An 18758-nucleotide genomic window follows, 5' to 3' on the forward strand; every position below is an offset into this window, starting at 1 on the left:
TTGAGTGAGACCGTGGAGGAACCGCATGGCACGCGCCGAAGACGACACATGGGATCTGGCGACGAGCGTCGGGGCCACCGCGACCGGGGTGGCGGTGGGCCGGGCCCTGGCCAGTCGAGCACCCGACCCCCTGATCGACGATCCCTTCGCCGAGCCGTTGGTGCGCGCCGTCGGAGTGGAGTTCTTCACCCGGCTCGCCACGGGTGACCTGGATCCGCATGACGTCGATGGAGAAGCCGCGTTCGGCATGGCGCGCATGGCGGGGATGATGGCGGTTCGCACCCGTCTCATCGATGACTTCTTCCTCGACGCGGGACGGCTGGGAGTCCGCCAGGCGGTGATTCTGGCATCGGGCCTCGACGCACGCGCCTACCGACTGCCATGGCCTTCCGGCACAACGGTTTACGAGATCGACCAGCCGGACGTGGTCGACTTCAAGACAGATGCGCTGACGCAACTGGGCGCCAGGCCGGCGACGCGGCGCCGCGGCGTGCCGGTGGATCTACGCCATGACTGGCCGGCGGCGCTGCAAGAGGCGAGCTTCGACCCGAAGTTGCCGACCGCCTGGAGTGCTGAGGGGCTGCTTCCTTTCCTGCCCAGCGATGCCCAGGATCAGCTGCTCGACAACATCACCGCACTCAGTCCGAAAGGCAGTTGGCTGATCTGCGAGAGCATGCCAGGCGGGGCCGAGAGCGCCGACGCATTCAAGAACGGCCTGAACGGCGCGGTGGAGAATTGGCGCAAACACGGATTCGATGTCGAAATGACCGATCTCTTGTATTCCGGGGAACGAAACGATGTTGCCGACTACCTCGGTGATCGCGGTTGGACAACCACCGGAACCACGTCGGCGGAGCTGTTCGCCCGCCACGGTCGAGAGGTGCCCGTAACCATCGAGGGAGCCCCGGATCTTGCGGCAATCACCTATGTGATCGCGCAACGTCAGTAGTCGCGACAGCATCCACCACTTTCCGAAGCCACAGCGATCTCCCAGCTTGCCGCGACCGTGCGATCTGTAGTGTTCCTCGCCGGCCCAATCGACACCACATGCCCGCGCTCGCGATCCGGGAAGGCCTCCGGCGGCATCGGCTGACTTACCTTGCAGGACTTGCCGGCCCGAGTTGCTGCACGAGCACTTCCCTGTGCATGACTGCGCTTGCCGCCGTTGCTTCGATATATGCCAAGGGGTTTCGACCAACGCTGCGAGTCGGATGGCCGGCATTCATGACTTGTCGGCCTTCATGGCGCAGGCTAATGTCTGCATCCGGCACGTTCGCAACCTCACCAGATGCGGGTGCCCGGGTGTGAGTGCATGGATCCACGAGCGCTGGTGCTCAATGGTTTAAGGGAGTCACAACGTTGTCCGTTGCTGCCGTGCTGCGTCCCGACCGTGTCGTCGCGCCAACCGGATGGAGTCGGTGGCTCGTTCCGCCGGCCGCGCTCTCGATCCATCTGGCGATCGGCAGTGTCTATTCCTGGAGCGTTTTCAAGCTCCCCTTGCAGGCCACCCTCGGTGCGTCGGGCGTGGTCAGTGCGCTGCCCTTCACGTTCGGAATCGTGATGCTCGGGCTCGCCGCGGCCGTGTTCGGCACTGCGGTCGACAGCCGCGGCCCGCGCTGGGCGATGACGGTTGCGACGGTCTGCTTCTGCACCGGTTTGCTGATATCCGCGGTGGCTGCCGCGATGGGGCAGATGTGGCTGATCGTCATCGGCTACGGCGTCGTCGGTGGCATCGGTCTGGGCATCGGATACATCTCTCCGGTGTCCACACTGATGAAATGGTTTCCGGACCGCCCGGGCATGGCAACCGGTTTCGCGATCATGGGCTTCGGCGGCGGAGCGCTGATCGCGTCACCCTGGTCCTCTCAACTGATGTCGTGGTTCGGCACCGACCGCTCCGGGCTGGCGCAGACGTTCCTGATCATGGGTGTGGTGTACGCCGTGTTCATGACGATGGGCATTCTGCTGATCAGAACCCCACCGCCGGACTGGCAAGTATCGAGCGTCGCGGCGCAGACCGCACGGCAGAACCGTCCCGCCGGCCCGGACCGCACGGCCAACCAGGCCATCAAAACCCCACAGTTCTGGTTGCTTTGGGTTGTGCTGTGCTTCAACGTCACCGCCGGCATCGGCATTCTCGAGCGTGCGGCGCCGATCTACAGCGACTACTTCCCGGACGCCACGTCTCCCAAGGCGCTGGCCGCTGCGGCAGCCGGATTTGTCGCGATTATGTCTCTGGCCAACTCCGCAGGGCGCATCGGATGGTCGACGCTGTCGGACGTCCTCGGACGGAAGAACATGTACCGCTTCTACCTGGGCGTCGGGGCGCTGCTGTATCTGACGCTGATTCTGGTCGCCGACACCAGTAAGCCGGTGTTCCTCGTCGCCTGCATCCTGGTGCTGTCCTTCTACGGTGCCGGATTCGCCACGGTTCCGGCATATCTACGGGATCTGTTCGGCTACAAGGAGGTCGGTGCGATTCACGGCCGGCTGCTCACCGCGTGGTCTACCGCCGGTGTCCTCGGGCCACTGATCGTCAACGCGATCGCCGACAACCGCATCGACGCGGGCGTGGTCGGACCGGACCGGTATCAGCTGTCCTTCATCATCATGATCGTGCTGCTGCTCGTCGCGGTCGTCTGCAACGAGCTGATCAAGACACCGAAACCACTATCGACCGAACTGTCCGACCCGCGTGTCGAGGCTGCCGCCCGCACCGTAGCGTCCAGGGGTACAGCATGAGCGAACAGGGTTCAACGACAGCCGATTCCGCAGCGGGCTCCTCGTCTCGGAATATCATTCTCGGCGCGGTCGGCTGCATCTGGGTTGGGGTGCCCTTCTGCTACGGTCTGGTGCAACTCGTCCTCAAGATCCCCGGGTTGTTTTCCGGCTAGTGTCGTGAAGCGTTGATTCGGAGTCAGAAATTGGAATCGGGTGCCGAGTCTGATTGCAGTAACCGGTGTTTGGCCGATGACGAGCGTGAGCAGACGCGCTTGCAGGCCCGACAGCGCGCTCAGGCGCGCGCGGATCTTGGTGAGGGCGTCGGATAGCGGTCGGCGGCGATGCGAGATCTGGTTGTCTGCCGTGGTTTCCACCATGCGGTAACTGCCCGCGTGTTACGCACGTATTTCGGTACGCCCCAACCCGATTGCGCGTCGATATCGTGGCGGCGGTAACCGACCCTGGTGACTCGACTTAGTTGGGTGGGGGTGGTGGTTGGGGTTGGAAGGGTTGATACCACCACCAGTGGGCGCGTTCACCGGTGGGTCCCGGATACGGTGGGACCGCCGGTGGGGGTCGGGTTGGGGGGCGGGCCAGCGATCCCGGGCTCAGGGTGCGGCCGGCGTTGTCGGTGACGCACAACTGGGCTGGGGGTCCGGTGATGGTGATGCCGCCGCGGTGGTGCAGCCGGTGATGGTAGGGGCACAGCAGCACCAGGTTGTCCAGCTCGGTGGGGCCGCCGTCTTCCCAATGCCACAGGTGATGAGCATGCAGACCCCGGGTGGCCGCACACCCGGGCACCGCGCAGGTGCGGTCGCGGTACTCCAGGGCGCGGCGCAGCCGGCGGCTGATCACCCGAGACGCCCGCCCGGCCCCGATCGGCGCCCCGGCGCGTTGGAACCACACCTCGCAGGTGGCATCACAGGTCAGGTAACGCCGGTCAGCAGCGGTGAGCAGCGGACCCAGATGCAGCTGCGCCACCCGGTCGTGCACATCCACATGCACCACCACGGTGGTCCGCGCGCCGTGCGGGCGGGCCGCCGCCTCGGCGTCCCAGCCGGCATCGACCAGCCGCAGAAACGCCGCGCCGGTGGACGGGAGCGGCGGCCGCCGCCCGGACGCGTCGCCGCCGGCGGCGTGATCGCGTTTCCACTCGGCGACCAGGGCCTCACGATGAGACCCCAGGGCCGCGTCGAACTTCGCCGCCTCGAGATGCGGCAACGTGATCCGGTAATAGCAGAACTGCTCATCGGAGGTGGAGCTGATCGAAACCCGCGGCTCCGACTCCGGCTCCGGCTCGGGCTGCGGCTGGGGCTGGGCGTCGGGGTCGGGTTCGGGTGGGGGTTCGAGTTTGACCGCGGTGCGCAGCTGCGACACCGAGGCGACACGGGCGAACTCCGCATAATGCTCATCAGAGCCATCGGCGGCGCCGCCGGCGATCACCCCGACCTGATCCAACGACAGCCGACCCTCCCGCATCCCCTGCGCGCAGCGCGGAAACCCGGGCAACCGGTGCGCGATGGCGGCGATCGTGGCGGCGTTGCCCGACGAGGCGCCCAGCTTCCAGGCCACCAACGCCGCGATCGAGCGCGCCCCGGTCGACCCGCACAACCCGTCGTGATCCAACTCCGCGACGATCTGCACAATGCGCCCATCAATGGCATTGCGCTGCCCCGCCAACTCCGACAACTCCCCGAACAACACCTCAACACGCTCGCCAGCCCGCACCACCGGCACCTCAAGCGACGCGGTCGACGACATAACCCCATCATCACAGAGGGGTACGACAAATTCGGGCCACCCGAGTCCCGGTCAAGCCATCAGATGCCAACAGGCACAACCCGATCGGCGTGAGAGGATCGGGGGCGCGGACCACAACTCAACATCTGAACCAGGACCGCCGACCAAATACTCGAATCCGCCGCCAACTACGGCAAACAAATCAACGACTCAGCAACACTTGTCCCGTTGTAACAGGTCGTCGAGTTCGCTCACCCGGGCGTTGCCGAGGTGCAGCGTTCTCAGCTCCCCGAGCGCCGCAGCTCCGACGCGTTGTTCGGCGTCCTTGCGGATGATCAACGTCGCTCGATCCGTGCCACCGAGGAGCCCCCTTCGGCTCGCGGAGTTCTCGGATGCGATAACGGTGATGTAGCCACTGCGGATGCCAGGGCGGGATCACGACCCAGCGCCCTTTGGCGACCGCATCCTCGAAGCGGCCGAAACACTGCTCCTCGGCCCCGGTTCGGAATTCGTAGCCGGCCGCGCTGAGCCCGTACTCCACGACCATGGCCGAGGAGAAGCGACTGATACCTGCGCCGGGATTGATGCCCTGGATCAGGCACTCCATCCGGTCCAATGCCGGCGGCCGAAGCAGATCAGCGACCTCGGCGACGGCGTCCTCCGGCACGAAATCGGCTACGCCCCAGAGGCAGTGCGGCTCGTACAGCACGGTGACGTCATGTGCGTCCTCGGCGAACGGGGCGAGGTAGCGGCCGTGGCTCGTGGGCAACCAGGCGGACACCAGCACGTCGACTTCGCCTCGACCCATCCGCCGGAACATCTCCTCGTGCGGTGCCGCGGTGCGCTCCATCTCGTGACCATGTGCGATCATTCGGTTCCTCGATCGTGTGTACTGGCCTTGCCGTTTACCGTCGGATCGGTGGCCGCCCGCAGCGTCGGCAGCGCGCCCATCGCTGGGCTCTGAAGCAACCAGTTGAACAGTTTCATCGGCGCCGAAGAGTGCCGGCTCAGGTCGGTGCGGGTGCCACCGGGATGGGCGGCGACCGCCATCGTCGAACAGCGACCGACGTCCAATCGGCGTGGAAGTTCATAAGTGAACAACAGATTGGCCAACTTCGATTGTGCGTACGCGTTGTTGGCGCGGTACCTGCGCCGGCTCTGGAGGTCGCCGAAATCAATGTGGGCGCGCAACCGGTGCGCGGCGCTGCTCAGCGTGACGATCCGCGAGTTCGGTGCGGCCGACAGGTGGCCAAGGAGACGCCCGGTCAACGCGAAGTGCCCCAAACGATTTATGCCAAGATGCATTCGAATCCATCGACGGTCGTCGACCGCGGCCCGCCCATCACGCCGGCGTCGAAGCCGTCCTCGACGACCTCATCTCTGCGGTGCGCGACGGTTCCGCGTCCGTCGGCGACATCACTGATCCACTAGAGGCCTTCCGCGCCGTCTTCACCGACAGCTGCGATCTGTCGGTGGGCGAAAAGGAGGCGTTCTTGAAGCTGGCCACGACCAGCCCACGTGCCAGAGTCCACGCGCAGCGTCTGATCGTGGATCTCGTGGAGCCGGTCACCAACCGGCTTTGTGATGCCGGCGGGACCTCGGTATCAGCGCCGCGGTTCCGCTCGGCCTGCTGCGCACCTGGGCCGAGGAGAACCTGGACGCCATCGCCGCGCTCAACCCCGGTTGGGCCGGTTAGCCTCAGCCCGTCATGAGTTCGCCGACGTGGGCGGTCACCGACTCCGACAGACCCTGCAGGTCGTAGCCACCCTCGAGGACCGCCACCAGCCGGCCCTGACAGTTCTTCTCGGCGGACCTCATCAGTTCACGGGTGATACCTCGAAAGTCGGCGGCCGTCATCCGCAGTGAACCGAGCGGGTCGCGTTCGTGGGCATCGAAACCGGCCGAGACGATGATGAGTTCGGGCCGGAACGTGTCCAGCGCGGGCAGAATTCGCTCTTCGAAGGCTTCGCGCAGTTCCCTGCCGCCGTCACCGGCGGCCAGGGGCGAGTTGAAGATGTTCCCCACACCTGTCTCGCGTGTCGCACCCGTGCCGGGAAACAGTGGCATCTGATGCGTCGACGCGTAGAGCACGCTCGGGTCGGAGTAGAAGATCTCCTGCGTGCCGTTGCCGTGGTGCACGTCGAAATCGACGATCGCCACGCGCGTCAGCCCGTGCTTCTTCTGGGCATGGCGCGCGCCGATGCTGATGTTGTTGAACAGGCAGAACCCCATGGCCCGTTCGGTTTCGGCGTGATGGCCGGGCGGGCGGCACGCGACGAACGCGTTCTGCACCTCGCCGCTGAGAACCTTGTCGACTGCCTGCAGCGTGCCACCGACGCCGCGCAGGACGACCTCCCACGTGGAGGGCTCCATCATGGTGTCACCGCCGTCGAGATAGACGTAGCCATCGTCGGGCCGCGATTCTTCGAGCCCATCCACATAGCGGTTGGAGTGGACGTAGCGCGTCACATCGAGCTCGGCGATTTCGGCCTCTTCGCGCTTCAAGTCATCGAACTGCGGTTCGCCGAGTGCGGCCTCCACGACGCGGTAGCGATCGGGGCGCTCCGGATGGCCGGGTGCGGTCGCGTGGTTGGCGAAGCTGGCATGGTGCAGAAGCAGAGTGGCCAAGGCGGGGTGGCTCTCTTCCAGGTCGAGAACTCGGCGGATACTGTATGCGACCACCGTATCGGAAGTAACTGACGCGGGAAAGACAGCGGAATCGGTCAGGGCAGATCGAACCGCGCGTTTCGCAGTTCACGAAGCCCAGCCGAGCTACCCCGTCAGGCGGTGCGCGCGTGCAGCGACGGCGGTCATCCCCTCGTCGCTGATCGACAGGGCGGTGACGTCGGGGGCGCCGGCTCGCACCAACCGGGTCAGTGTGTGGCCGGGCGCCGTCTCGATCGAACACGTGACACCGAGCTCTGCCATCAGCCTGACACCGTCATACCAGCGCACCGGGTGGGCGACGGAGTCGGCGAGGTCGGTGAGGATCGCTTGGGCCGTTCCGACGACCCGGCCCCCGGTGTTGGTGACGTAGCGTGCCGTCGGGGTGCGCAGCGGCAGCGCGGCCAGATGGGCGCGGAGAGCACTCGCCGTTTCGCCCTGCACCGGCCCGTGAGAGGCCACCGCGATGTCGAGTCTTTCGAACGCTGCCGCGCCGGTGAGGCGCGCCGCGTCGTGAGCGGCATTCAAGGCCGTGGCCGTGCCGCCGAGCACCGTCTGGGTGGCGCTGTTGAGGTTGGCGATCCACAGCGGCTCTTCCGGTGTGCCGATCCGCTCGACGAGTTGCTGCACCGCGCGGGTCGGCACGCCGGTGAGGGCGGCCATTCCCCAGTCGCCGCCCGAGCAGGCGGCGCGCATCGATTCGCCACGGAGATGCGCCGCCACCAACGCTTCCCGCAGCGTCAGCACCCCCGCCGCGACCGCCGACGCGAACGCGCCGACGGAGTGGCCGGCGACCACGCGCGGCGTCAGGCGCGAATCGGCGATCAGGGCCTGCGCCCAGCCGACCCCGGCGATCACCAGGCTGACCTGAGTGGCGACGGTGTCATGCAAGCGGTCCGGGCGATCCAGATCGTCAGGGAGCCCAAGTTCGCCACAGACACTGCGAGATTCGGCGACGACGGCCCGGGCGCCGGTGGTGTCGGGCAGAGCGCGGAGCATGCCCGGCTGTTGGGCGCCCTGGCCCGGAAACAGCAGCGCCAGGCTCATCGCACCAGGTGTGCGGTGGACACCAGGCGCGGACCGGTGAAGTCGCGGACCAGGAGCTGCGGCGGTTCGGTCGCCAGCTCGGCGAGTGCAACTGCACCCAACGGCGTCTCGACCTGGCAATCGACCCGTGAGCACGCGCTCGACAGGAGGCCGTGCAGCACCGAAAGCCGATGTATCACCGACGGATTCACATTGCCGGCACGTATCACGAGGTCCAGGTCGCTGGTCGCGGTCACCGTAGCAGCGCCGGTGCACAGCTCGAATCCGACACTGCCGGCAGGACCCCACATCAGCCCCGTCTCGTCGAGGGCGGACCGCAGATCCGTCAGCGCACGCAATGCCGGCCGGTCGGCGGGCGCGGCAGGACGCACATCGCACAACGATTCCGGCGTCATCACCTGCGTGGCGGCGCACCGGTGAATCGTCGTCGCCCAGCGCTGTGATCGCGCCGGCCCGCGGACACCGACAGCGATCGAGCCCTCGGGCGCCACAGCGCGGCGCACCACCACCCACGGTGTCTGCGCGAGCGCGATCCGGGCCCACGGCGGCGCGTCGGTGACGTGCACCCCCCCGTGGAGCCGCAGCAGATCGTGGGGGCGGGGCTTGCGCCGGTTGCTCATTCGTGCCACTGGCGGGTCAGCACTTCCCGGACCGCGCGCGACGCATGCCGTGAGTGCACCGCCCCGGACGAATCCAGTCGGTTGGACAGATCGGTCGGCCCACTGCGGCCACGTTCGACAGCGGCAGCGAGTGCGCTGCCCACGGTGGCGATGTCGGCCGGAGTGGGGAAGTCGGCGTCCTCCACCGACAGCAGCCCGTCGCAGAGGCCCAGCGTCGCCCAGTCCTCGACGTGGTAGCTCAACGGCTTGATGGTCTTGGCCAGCTCGTCGAGTTCCTCGACGGTGCGCAGTGTGATCCTGGCCGCCGCTGCCCGATGCATCGCATGGATCTCCACCCCCGGATCGTCAAGAGCCAGAATCTTATTGGCCTGAAGCCCGTGAGTGAGGAATCCGCCCGAAAGGGCCGACCCGACGACCAGCGCGACGACGGGGTGCCCGCTGGTCCTGGCGCAGTGGTAGGCGTCGACCGCAGCGGCCATCGCCTGATGCAGGCCGACCATCTCCTCGAGCCGACCGTAGGCCTGGCTGGGCAGGTCGACCACGGCGACGATCGCCCTCTTGACCTCGGCGGCGCGGTCGGCGTCGGTCAACTCGGTGACGGCACGCGCCAGCGCCAGCGACTCGGTCAACCCGACCTGACCTTCGCGGGCCCGGTGGTACGGGTTGACCGGGTCGGGCACGACGGCCAGGTAAAGCGTTGTGTCGGTGAGCACTCGGAGGACAGAGGGGATCACGGCGTCGACGGCACCGTCGGCAAGCGCGCTCAGCCAGGCCCGGCCTCGCGACGGCGGTCCGGGCCCAGTCGCGGGCGGGGGTGAGGCGGTGGGCCGAGCAGGTAGTGGCGCGTAGGTGGGGCCGAACAGTTGCGGCAGCTCGGTCGGCGCGGGTGGTCGCGCGGGGTCGACCGCGGCCAACCGGCTGCCGAGAACGTCGAGTCGTCGGCTGCGGAACGGGTCCGTCGGCGCGGCGCCCGCGCCGATCGCGTCGGTGACGGCCGCGCGGATACGGTCGGTGTCGTCGGGGACCAGGACGTCGGCGAGGCCGGTGGCGTGGCGTTGCCGTCCGCCGTTGACCGCCCAGATCAGGGCGTGGTCACTCGAGTCGAACTCATCGATTCCGGCCTCCTGTTCGATGACCGCCGGACCGTTGAGTCCGAGCCGGCCCTGCGGTGTGACGATCAGGCTCGTGCAGAGTCCCGCGGCTATGCTCATTCCGCCGAATGATCCGACGGTGCCGGCGATCACGCCGACGACCGGCGCCAGGGGGCGCAGATCCAGTAACGCCGAACACACTTCGGCGACGGCATTGAGACCTAGATTGGCCTCCTGGAGTCGGACGCCGCCGGTCTCGAACAGGATCACGGCGGCGGTCGGGCGCCCCGCCCGCGAGTCGGCGGCAGCCAGCGTCAGCGCCTGCGCAATCTTGGCCCCGGACACTTCACCGGTGCCGCCGCCCTGGAAGCGCTGCTCGACCGCTGCGATCACGACGGGGGCACCGCCGATCTCGCCGAGCGCGATGACGGTGCCGTCGTCGGACTGAGGGGTGATGCCCTGCGGTTCCAGCCAGGGCGATTCAATGCGGTCGAAGGGACCGGCGAGGACGCGCACCGCGCCGCGGTCCACGAGTGCGGCGGCCCGGGCCAGGGCGTCGAGTTCGATGAAGCTGCGCTCGGCGAGGAGTTGTTCCCAGCTGCCGTCCGCGCGCGGATCGTCGGTTGCGCTGGTCATCCGTTGTCGTCCTCGGCAGACTCGGCCGCCTGGCGCAGACGCAACGTCACGACGCCCGGGGTGGCGCCGAAGTCGTTGAGTTCCCAACGTCCCGCTAGTGGTGTGTGGGTGAAGAATCGGTGCAGCACGTCGTGCCATACCGTGTCGAATCCGACGACGCTGGTGCGGACCCGCACCGATGCGCTGTTGGCGGCGTGGGTGGCATCCGGTGGCTCGAGAAGGATCTCCAGATCACCGGATCCGACGACCCCGATGTGTACGGCCCGGGAGACGGGGCGGCGGGCGGGAAAGCTGTAAGTCAGAGTTTGCATGGCGGGGCGCTCCCAGGGTCGACTGATTCGAGGAACAGCGCGGCGGCAAGCAGATCCCCGGCACCGCCGGGCGACAGCCGCCGCGTGGTGCAGAGCCGGTCCAGCCGGGCGAAGCACCGTCTGCCCTCGGCTGTGTGCAGGCCGCCGGCGGTCAGCACGGCGCGGGCCGCGGTCTGAACGGCGGCCAGACCGTCGGCGCCGCCCCGGTTCAGCAGGCAGGTGTCGTCGAGGTGGGCCATCAGCGCCACCAGGGCGTGCAGGCGCGCCGACACCGGTTCGGGATGTGCCCTCAGTGCGGGCAGGGCGTGGCGCAGAACATGCGGAAAGCCCGCCTGTGCCTGGCCGGGGGCCCCGCACGCACGGTAGCGACGACGGGCGCGGGCGCCGGGTGAGGGCGTGCCGGTGAGTTCGCGCTGTGCCGGATCGTCGAGACGGGCGAGCCGTGCCGCGAACGTCACCGTCTCTTCTGTGCCGATCGTGCCCGAACCTGCTGCGGCACTGAGTAATCCGAGCGCCCAGAGGGCCCCCCGGTGGGTGTTGACACCGCCGGTGGCCATGAGCATGGCACGCTCACCGGCCCGGCCGATCACACCGATGCGCGCGCGAAGCGGTGTGCCGATGGCCACTTCGTTTGCTGCACTCGCACATTCAGCGAAGGCGTGATGCAGGGCATCCGCGGAGGCGTGCAGCATGTCGCGGGTCATGTCATCGTGGGCACCGCCGCCGCGGCGATCGACGAGACCGGGTTTGGGCGTGAGGTCGGCCTCGTCGTGCAGTGCCGCCACGGCGATGTCCGCGATCTCGCAGGCGGCCAGCCCAGTGGCCAGCGTGGCGGGCATGGTCACCAGTCCCGGAATTGTGCCGGCGGGTCGTACAGTCCGCCGGACCAGGCCACCAGGTCGTCGATGCTGCGGGCTGCCAGCAGTGAGCGGTTGGCCAATCGGGTCTCGACGCCGAGGTCTTCGGGGAAGGCGACCAGGCCATCGCGGCGCAGTTCCTCGGTGCGCCGCGCATCAGCGGTGCGTCCCACCGGGGTCACTCCGGCGATCGCCGCGAGCGCCGCCCTTCGGTCGGCCAGCGACTGCGCCTTGTACAGGTAGGCGACCCCCTCCTCCGTGACGACATGGGAGACGTCGTCGCCGTAGATCATCACCGGCGGCAACGGCATCCCCGCCTGGCGACCGACATCCACGGCGTCGAGCGTCTCGACGAACGTCGGCACCCCCGCGGTGCGGAACGTCTGCGCCATCTGGACGACGAGCTTTCGGCCCCTGCGCGCGGCGCCCGCGCCGTGGGCCAATTCGAGCCAGGCCGCCGAGGCGTGCCTGCGGCCGTGAGGGTCGTGGCCCATGTTGGGTGCGCCGCCGAAGCCCGACAGCCGCCCGTCGGTGACGGTGGATGAGTTGGCGTCGCAGTCGATCTGCAGCGACGACCCGATGAACATGTCGACCGCGTACTGGCCGGCCAGCTGGGCCAGCACGCGGTTGGACCGCAGTGAGCCGTCGGCGCCGATGAAGAACACGTCGGGCCGTGCCGAGGTGTAGCGCACCATGCCCGCTTCACCGCCGAAGCTGTGAATCGAAGAGACCCAACCGGATTCGATGGCCGGAATCAGAGTCGGGTGCGGGTTGAGCACCCAGTGTCTGGCGATGGTGCCCTTGAGCCCGAGCCGCTCGCCGTAGGTTGGCAGCAGCAGTTCGATGGCCGCCGTGTCGAAACCGACGCCGTGATTGAGCGATACCACCCGATGGCGTTCGTAGACGCCGCGGATGGCGACCATCGCCTTGAGGATCTCCACATCACCGATGTGGCGGGGGTCGCGGGTGAACAACGGCTCCAGCGCAAACGGGCGGTCGGCGACCACCACGAAGTCGACCCAGTCCCCGGGGATGTCCACGCGGGGTAGGTCCCTGGAGCTCTCGACCAGCTCGTCGACCTGAACCACCACCACGCCGTCGTGAAACGCCGCGGCTTCGGCGATCGTCGGGGTGTCCTCGGTGTTCGGTCCCGTGTACAGGTTGCCGTCGCGGTCACCGCCGGCCGCGCACAGCAGGACCACATCCGGCGCGAGGTCGGTGAACATCCGCGCGTAGAGCTCGACGTAGGTGTGGATCGCTCCGATGCGTACCGTGCCGTCCTCGACCATCTGGGCGATGCGAACACTCTGCGGACCCGCATACGCCAGATCGAGAGTGGCAGCGATGCCGCGTTCGAACAGGTCGAGGTGCTCGGGCCGCGATACCGAGGAGATCAGCATGTGCAGGTCGTGGAGCCGGGCCGGGTCGCAATCGGCCAGTGTGCGGGACAGGAAGTCCGCCTGCTTCTGGTTGTCACCCTCGAGCGCCACCCGGTCACCGGGCCGGATCACGTTGTGCAGCAGGTCTTTCAGATGCCCAGGATCGACAACCTTGCCGTCGGCGTAGGAACTCACGGTGCCGAGTCGTTCGGCCTTGGCGCGGCGCCTGGTGTCCCACACCATGGTCAGCGTACCGAGGCGATCGCCGACTCGATCACCGCGGTGACCGCTTCGGGATGGGAGATCAGCGTGAGGTGGGACCCGCCGTCGAACGTGGTGACCTGGGAGCGCGCCCGGGCTGCCATGGCGTATTCGGAAGTGGGCGTGATGATCTGGTCGCCGCTGCTGATGAAGTACCACGACGGAATGGTCTTCCAGCCGGCCTGTGTCGCGGGGGTGTCGAACGCGGCGGTGGAGGCCGTGCGCTGGGTGGCCCACAATCGGTTCGCCGTCTCCGCCGGCAGGTCGTTTCCGAAGTGGTGAACGAAGATGTCGCGCTTGAGGTAAAGATCGAACGTCCCCGCGGGAGCGCCCGGGATGGGCAACTTGTCGAACAGCTCGGCCTCGGGCATCTGCTTGAGCACCGAGTCCGCACCTGAGAGCGAGCCGTTCGTCTCCCCGACGTCGGGAGCGGCCGCGTCGACGTAGACCAGCGCCTTCACCTCGGGGTTGTCCGCGGCGGCCTCGGTGATCACCGAGCCTCCGTAGGAGTGGCCGACCAGCACGATAGGGCCCGACAGTGATCCCAGGAACGTGGCAACCGAGGCCGCGTCGCTGGTCAGATTCTCCAACGGGTTGGCGATCGCGCGGACGTCATAACCCTGTCGTGTCAACGCCTCGACTTCACCGTCCCAGCTCGAGGCGTCCGCCCACGCTCCGTGCACCAGCACGACTGTCGGGCGCAACGGTTCGGCGTCGGCCGGCGGCACGGACAGGCCCAGGGCGCCGGTGACCAAGCCGACCGCGAGGGCCCTACTCGCCGACGGCACGGTCGTCGACCGGGTTGGAGCGTCCGACGACCAGCGGGTCCGCGGCGGTGAACGGGAAGTTCGGCACGTCGTCGATGTGGGTGTTGAACACGGCCGCAAGGACTTCGCGGGAGTAGGCGCTGGCCGCGGCGCGGTAACCGATGTCGGCCGGGAACGGCTGGTCGAAGAAGATCAGGAAGTGCCAGCCGTCGCTTCCGATGTTCTCGATGTGGTGCGGATAGGCGCGCGGGACGAAATAGGCGTCGCCGGCGTGTAGACGCCAGGTATCAAGGGTGCCATCGGGATTCATCACGGTCATTCGCGCGGTTCCATGCTGGACGTAGCCCATCTCGGCGGTGACGGGATGCCAGTGTGGTTCGCGCATCCCGTCGTCCGCAACGCGCAACGAATACATCGACAGGTTCTTGAGCGCGGGCCAGTACTGGTCCCTGGCGAATCGCGCCTGACCCGTGGCGTAATTCAGCGGAGGGGTCTGGGCTTCGAGATCGAACTTGTGCGGGTCCTTGAAGTACGCCGACGCCGGGATCTCGGGGTCGCCGATCCGGGCAACCAGCTTGCGGTCGGTGGTGTCGCGGTGGATCTTGGCGAAGTCGGAGGCGGGCAGGTCATAGGTGTTGCCCAGTACGGCGTCGGTGAAGGCGCCGAATGTGGCGCCGAGGCCGAAGTCTTCGGGGCGCTCGCTGCTGAAGGTGATGATGAACTCCGCGACGTCCTCGCCGATGTTCTCGATGTGGTGCAGAGCGCCGGAGTCGACGTGGAACATCTGGCCGGCCGTGACGATGAAGCTGGTGAAGCTGCTGCCGTCATCGAGCACGGACACCAGCGATGTCCCCGATACGCAGTAGCTGAGCTCGTCGGCATTGGCGTGCCAGTGCGGCGTGCGCATGGCGCCCGGGTTGATGACCACCCGCTTGATCGACAGGCGCTTCAGTATGGGGAGCTGGTCGGCCGTCACGCGTCGCATCGAGCCGAAATCGTTCTCTTCGACGATCTCGCCGTCCAGCAACGAGATGGCGTGCAGGGTAGGCGAATTCTGAGTGGTGGCGGTCATCGGCGTTTCCTTCCCGGGCGACATTCAATCCCGTCACCTCAGGTTTCGGTGGGAAATCAGCCAAACACCGGGCGCGCAGACCCGGGAAACCCGTGGGAAAGCCGACACAAAAATGCCGCCCGACGGTGGCGTCGGGCGGCAAGTTGTTGTTCAGGAGTCAGTGCTGCGCCCAGACCCCGAAGGGGATGTACGGGTCGACGCCGTAGGGAATGTACGGGTTGGTACCGCCTGCGCCCTGCGGGTAGACGGAGACCGGGCCACCGGGCGGGAGCGCCACGGTGCCGTCGCCGTCGTCGGCCAGGGCGGGTCCGGCCAGTCCGATGGCCAGCGTGGCCAAAGCGCTTCCGGCGAGGGCGGCGAGGGTGAACGTCTTCATGTCGGTGCCTCCGATGTTTTCGACCTCTAAGTGAAAACAAGCAGGTGAGGCACGTTTGTTTCCGGTTGGCGGCATGTTGACCAGGCGTGGCAGTTTTTCACCATCCGATCGATTGGTGCCCGATGGCAAGCGACTACTCGAGAGGAGAACGGGCGCCTATTCGAGAACGAAGACCGGGATCTGCCGGGTGGTCTTGGTCTGGTACTCGGCGTATGGCGGGTAGGCCGCGACCGCCAGATCCCACCATTGCTCGCGCTCGGCCCCTTCGACTTCGCGCGCGGTCAGCGCCACCACCTTGTCGCCGTCCTGCACCGTGACCGCCGGGTTGGCCTTCACGTTGAAGTACCACGACGGGTGAGCAGGATCGCCGCCTTTCGATGCGATCATCGCGTAGCGGCCATCCTTCTCCACTCGCATCAAGGGCACGTACCGCTGCTTGCCGGACTTGGCCCCCGTGGTGGTGAACAGGACGACCGGGCGATCCAAGACCTCGACGCCATCAGTCGTACCTTGCTGGAGAATCCGTTCGGTCTGTTCGCGAACCCAGTCAGTGGGGCTCAACTCGACGTTGTCGGTCACGTGGACGGGAAACGCCCGTATCCGCGCCTCTATTCCTGTGTCGGCTTCAGTTGACGATCGACGCCTTTTCCAGTTCCTCGAAGGCGTCGCCGGTGTAGACCGCCAACCGCTGCAGGTGCGGCAGCCGGTCGCGGCAGCCCACGAATCCGAAGTTCATCGTGTCGGCATAGCTCTGCAGCGTGATGTTCAGGGCCATACCGTGCATGGGAATCGACACCGGATACGTCGCCTCCAGGCGGCTTCCGTTGAAGTACAACGCTTCCCGCGGGCCCGGCACATTCGATACACACAAGTTGAAGGTGTACGGCCACGGTGGCTTGACGCCGGTGAGCGCGCCCGCAATCTGGGCGCCGGCCGGTGCCAGCAGTGCCGCGCTGTAGGCCAGGATCGCAGTGGTCGACATGGTCTGCAGCTGAGCCTTCGACGCCCGCGTCGAAGCGGTGATCGAGGCCAGGCGCTCGATCGGATCGTCGATGTCGGTGCCCATCGCCGCCAGGATCGCCCCCACGGCGTTGCCGCCGCCCTCATCGCCCTTGGGGCGGACGTTGACGGGCAGGAATGCGACCAGTGATCGATCCGGCAGTTCGTCCAGCTCCGTGAGGAACCGCCGCAGGCCCCCGCCGATGATGGCCAGTGCGACGTCGTTGAGCGTGGCGCCGTGCTGGGATCCCAGCGCCTTGAGCCGGGGCAATTCGTACTGCTGGGTGGCGAAGCGCCGGTTGCGGCCGATCCGCGCGTTGAGAATGCTGTGCGGCGCCTGCACCGAACCGGCGATCTGTGCATAGTCGCCGTCGCGACGGATCTGCGTGTTGACCAATGCCTTCGTCAGGTCCACGGTCGAGCTGACCCCTCCGGCCAGCGCACCGACGAGGTTGCCGAGGGCGCGCAGGCCCGCGGTCAGTGGGTTCCACGCATCATCGCGACCGGGCGGACGTTGGCGCCTGGGCGCAGCCACATTGAAGAACATCCGGGTGTCCCGGCTCTCCGGGTCGGTCGACAGGCTGCGGGCGAGCATCCTCATCGCGCTGTACCCATCGACCAGGGCGTGGTGGATCTTGAGGTACAGCGCGAAGCGGCCGCCCTCCAGCCCTTCGATCACGTGGATCTCCCACGGCGGACGGGTCAGGTCGAGGTGGTTGCTGTGCAGACGCGAGACGAGGATGCCCAGCTCGCGCTCGTCGCCGGGACTGGCCAGTGCGGATCGACGCACGTGATAGTCGAAGTCGAAGTCTTCGTCGGTGACCCAACTGTGCAACGGGCTGTACTGCACTCGGGGGCGAGCCAGCTTGCGGTTCCACGGCGCAAAGACCTCTTGTCGGCGTGCCTCGTCGACAAGGTCGCGAAGGTAGCCGGGCGGCGCATCCGGCGGCGGCGTGAACGGCAGGAGGCCGCCGACGTGCATCTTCGAACTCGAGGTCTCGCCGTAGACGAACATCAGATCCTGCAGACCGAGCCTGACACTGTCGGCGCTCAATGAATCTCCCGTGACTAGCGCGGCGGTGTCCGTTGTGGCGCTCGCCCGCGCCGCTACGTTACGCCCGCCGGCCACGGGTGCGGAGACAGTTGAGGGTTCGCTGGCGGGGCGCGGTCACCGGCCCGGGGGGATGGGTCCACAGGTGGCGTATGTAGGGTGAAATCCCGGGAAATGCGATTGCTGGTCATTGTCGTCCCGCCGCGCCCAGGGATTTGTCGTCAACCAGGAGCAGCCCCGTGTCGCTGAACACCATCGCTTTCGAGCTCGTGCCACCGAATGTGGACCACGGTCGTGAGCGGGCTTTGGAGGAGGCGCAGAAGGTCATGCGCTGCGCGGCGGAGGCGGGGCTCGAGGGCCGGATCCGGCACGTGATGATCCCCGGGATGATCGAAGAGGACGACGACCGTCCTCTCGAGATGAAGCCGAAGATGGACGTGCTCGACTTCTGGAGGATCATCAAACCGGAGTTGCCGGGAGTGAACGGCCTGTGCACCCAGGTCACCGCGTTCATGGATGAGCCTACCCTGCGCCAACGGCTGACCGACCTGAGTGACGCCGGGTTCGACGGCATGGCCTTCGTCGGCGTACCGCGCACCATGGCTGACGGCGAGGGTTCGGGCGTCGCGCCGACCGATGCGCTGAAGATGTATGAAGAGTTGGTGGCCAACCGCGGCGCAATCCTGATTCCGACCCGCAAAGGCGAACAGGGCCGGTTCGAATTCAAGTGCAACCAGGGCGCCAACTACGGCATGACGCAGTTGCTCTACTCGGATGCGATCGTCGGGTTCCTGCGGGAGTTCGCCGACACGACGGACCACCGGCCGGAGATCCTGTTGTCATTCGGCTTTGTGCCCAAGGTCGAGACGCGTGTGGGTCTGATCAGCTGGCTGATCCAGGATCCCGGAAACGCCGCAGTCGCCGAGGAGCAGGCCTTCGTCAAGAGACTGGCCGAAACCGAGCCCGTGAACCGGCGTCAGCTCTTGGTCGACCTGTACAAGCGGGTGATAGACGGCGTGGGCGAGCTCGGCTTCCCGCTGAGCGTGCACTACGAGGCGGCCTACGGCACCAACACCTCGGCGCTGGAAACCCTCGCCGAGATGCTTGCCTACTGGGCGCCGGAAACCCCCAGCCACTGACTGCCCGCGGGCCCGCCGCCTATCCTG

General features: G+C 67.2%; 18 protein-coding genes and 1 pseudogene. 4 read left to right on the plus strand and 15 right to left on the minus strand.

Features of this window, described 5'->3' with window-relative positions; genetic code table 11:
* The first annotated feature begins 25 nt into the window (after positions 1-25).
* The 3 genes from ACVWWN_RS05655 (at position 26) to ACVWWN_RS05665 (ending at position 2894) form a co-directional block, all read left to right on the plus strand.
* Entirely contained in the window at positions 26-949 is a 924-nt protein-coding gene (locus ACVWWN_RS05655; protein WP_457143021.1) for a class I SAM-dependent methyltransferase, read from the plus strand.
* A gap of 410 nt (positions 950-1359) precedes the next feature.
* Positions 1360-2742 (plus strand): L-lactate MFS transporter, encoded by a 1383-nt coding sequence (locus ACVWWN_RS05660; protein WP_457143022.1) that lies wholly within the window; start codon positions 1360-1362, stop codon positions 2740-2742.
* Complete coding sequence (locus tag ACVWWN_RS05665) at positions 2739-2894, plus strand: MFS transporter small subunit (RefSeq protein WP_457143023.1); 156 nt, start codon at positions 2739-2741, stop codon at positions 2892-2894. Before ACVWWN_RS05660 ends, ACVWWN_RS05665 begins: the two co-directional genes overlap by 4 nt.
* Positions 2895-3195: 301 nt before the next feature.
* Here the strand turns inward: ACVWWN_RS05665 and ACVWWN_RS05670 are convergent, their stop codons facing one another.
* The 15 genes and pseudogenes from ACVWWN_RS05670 to ACVWWN_RS05740 all read right to left on the minus strand — a co-directional run bounded on the left by ACVWWN_RS05670 (position 3196) and on the right by ACVWWN_RS05740 (position 17595).
* On the minus strand, positions 3196-4482 hold the full coding sequence (locus tag ACVWWN_RS05670) for a DUF222 domain-containing protein (RefSeq protein ID WP_457143024.1): 1287 nt from the start codon (positions 4480-4482) through the stop codon (positions 3196-3198).
* Positions 4483-4663: 181 nt separating this feature from the next.
* A complete protein-coding gene (locus tag ACVWWN_RS05675; RefSeq protein WP_457143025.1) occupies positions 4664-5332 on the minus strand; it encodes a glycine betaine ABC transporter substrate-binding protein in 669 nt (222 codons plus the stop codon).
* 29 nt (positions 5333-5361) lie between these two features.
* Positions 5362-5816, minus strand: a pseudogene (locus tag ACVWWN_RS05680) (short-chain dehydrogenase); the annotation flags it as partial.
* 343 nt (positions 5817-6159) lie between these two features.
* On the minus strand, positions 6160-7089 hold the full coding sequence (locus tag ACVWWN_RS05685) for a histone deacetylase family protein (protein ID WP_457149007.1): 930 nt from the start codon (positions 7087-7089) through the stop codon (positions 6160-6162).
* 144 nt (positions 7090-7233) lie between these two features.
* Positions 7234-8172 carry an ACP S-malonyltransferase gene (locus ACVWWN_RS05690; RefSeq protein ID WP_457143026.1) on the minus strand — a complete coding sequence of 313 codons (939 nt, stop codon included), beginning with the start codon at positions 8170-8172 and terminating at the stop codon, positions 7234-7236.
* Positions 8169-8792 carry a malonate decarboxylase holo-ACP synthase gene (locus ACVWWN_RS05695; RefSeq protein WP_457143027.1) on the minus strand — a complete coding sequence of 208 codons (624 nt, stop codon included), beginning with the start codon at positions 8790-8792 and terminating at the stop codon, positions 8169-8171. The genes ACVWWN_RS05690 and ACVWWN_RS05695 overlap by 4 nt, the downstream gene beginning before the upstream one ends.
* Positions 8789-10519, minus strand: coding sequence for a biotin-independent malonate decarboxylase subunit beta (gene mdcD / locus ACVWWN_RS05700; RefSeq protein ID WP_457143028.1), 1731 nt, complete (start codon positions 10517-10519; stop codon positions 8789-8791). The genes ACVWWN_RS05695 and mdcD overlap by 4 nt, the downstream gene beginning before the upstream one ends.
* On the minus strand, positions 10516-10830 hold the full coding sequence (gene mdcC, locus ACVWWN_RS05705; RefSeq protein ID WP_457143029.1) for a malonate decarboxylase acyl carrier protein: 315 nt from the start codon (positions 10828-10830) through the stop codon (positions 10516-10518). The genes mdcD and mdcC overlap by 4 nt, the downstream gene beginning before the upstream one ends.
* Positions 10818-11669 (minus strand): triphosphoribosyl-dephospho-CoA synthase, encoded by an 852-nt coding sequence (locus ACVWWN_RS05710; RefSeq protein ID WP_457149008.1) that lies wholly within the window; start codon positions 11667-11669, stop codon positions 10818-10820. Before ACVWWN_RS05710 ends, mdcC begins: the two co-directional genes overlap by 13 nt.
* Before the next feature lie 2 nt (positions 11670-11671).
* A complete protein-coding gene (mdcA, locus tag ACVWWN_RS05715) occupies positions 11672-13309 on the minus strand; it encodes a malonate decarboxylase subunit alpha (protein WP_457143030.1) in 1638 nt (545 codons plus the stop codon).
* Between the two features lie 2 nt (positions 13310-13311).
* Positions 13312-14115 carry an alpha/beta fold hydrolase gene (locus ACVWWN_RS05720; protein WP_457143031.1) on the minus strand — a complete coding sequence of 268 codons (804 nt, stop codon included), beginning with the start codon at positions 14113-14115 and terminating at the stop codon, positions 13312-13314.
* The gene (locus ACVWWN_RS05725) at positions 14099-15166 is read right to left on the minus strand and encodes a cupin domain-containing protein (protein ID WP_457143032.1); all 1068 of its coding nucleotides are present in this window, start codon (positions 15164-15166) and stop codon (positions 14099-14101) included. Before ACVWWN_RS05725 ends, ACVWWN_RS05720 begins: the two co-directional genes overlap by 17 nt.
* A 157-nt stretch (positions 15167-15323) precedes the next feature.
* Positions 15324-15542: a hypothetical protein gene (locus ACVWWN_RS05730; RefSeq protein ID WP_457143033.1), complete on the minus strand. Its 219-nt coding sequence runs from the start codon at positions 15540-15542 to the stop codon at positions 15324-15326.
* Between the two features lie 156 nt (positions 15543-15698).
* Entirely contained in the window at positions 15699-16121 is a 423-nt protein-coding gene (locus tag ACVWWN_RS05735; protein ID WP_457143034.1) for a nitroreductase family deazaflavin-dependent oxidoreductase, read from the minus strand.
* Between the two features lie 46 nt (positions 16122-16167).
* Entirely contained in the window at positions 16168-17595 is a 1428-nt protein-coding gene (locus ACVWWN_RS05740; RefSeq protein WP_457143035.1) for a WS/DGAT/MGAT family O-acyltransferase, read from the minus strand.
* Positions 17596-17831: 236 nt separating this feature from the next.
* On the opposite strand from ACVWWN_RS05740, the gene ACVWWN_RS05745 reads away from it, so the two are divergent.
* On the plus strand, positions 17832-18731 hold the full coding sequence (locus ACVWWN_RS05745) for a mycobacterial-type methylenetetrahydrofolate reductase (RefSeq protein WP_457143036.1): 900 nt from the start codon (positions 17832-17834) through the stop codon (positions 18729-18731).
* Positions 18732-18758 lie beyond the last annotated feature (27 nt).

The sequence above is a fragment of the Mycobacterium sp. URHB0021 genome (genome assembly GCF_054057895.1).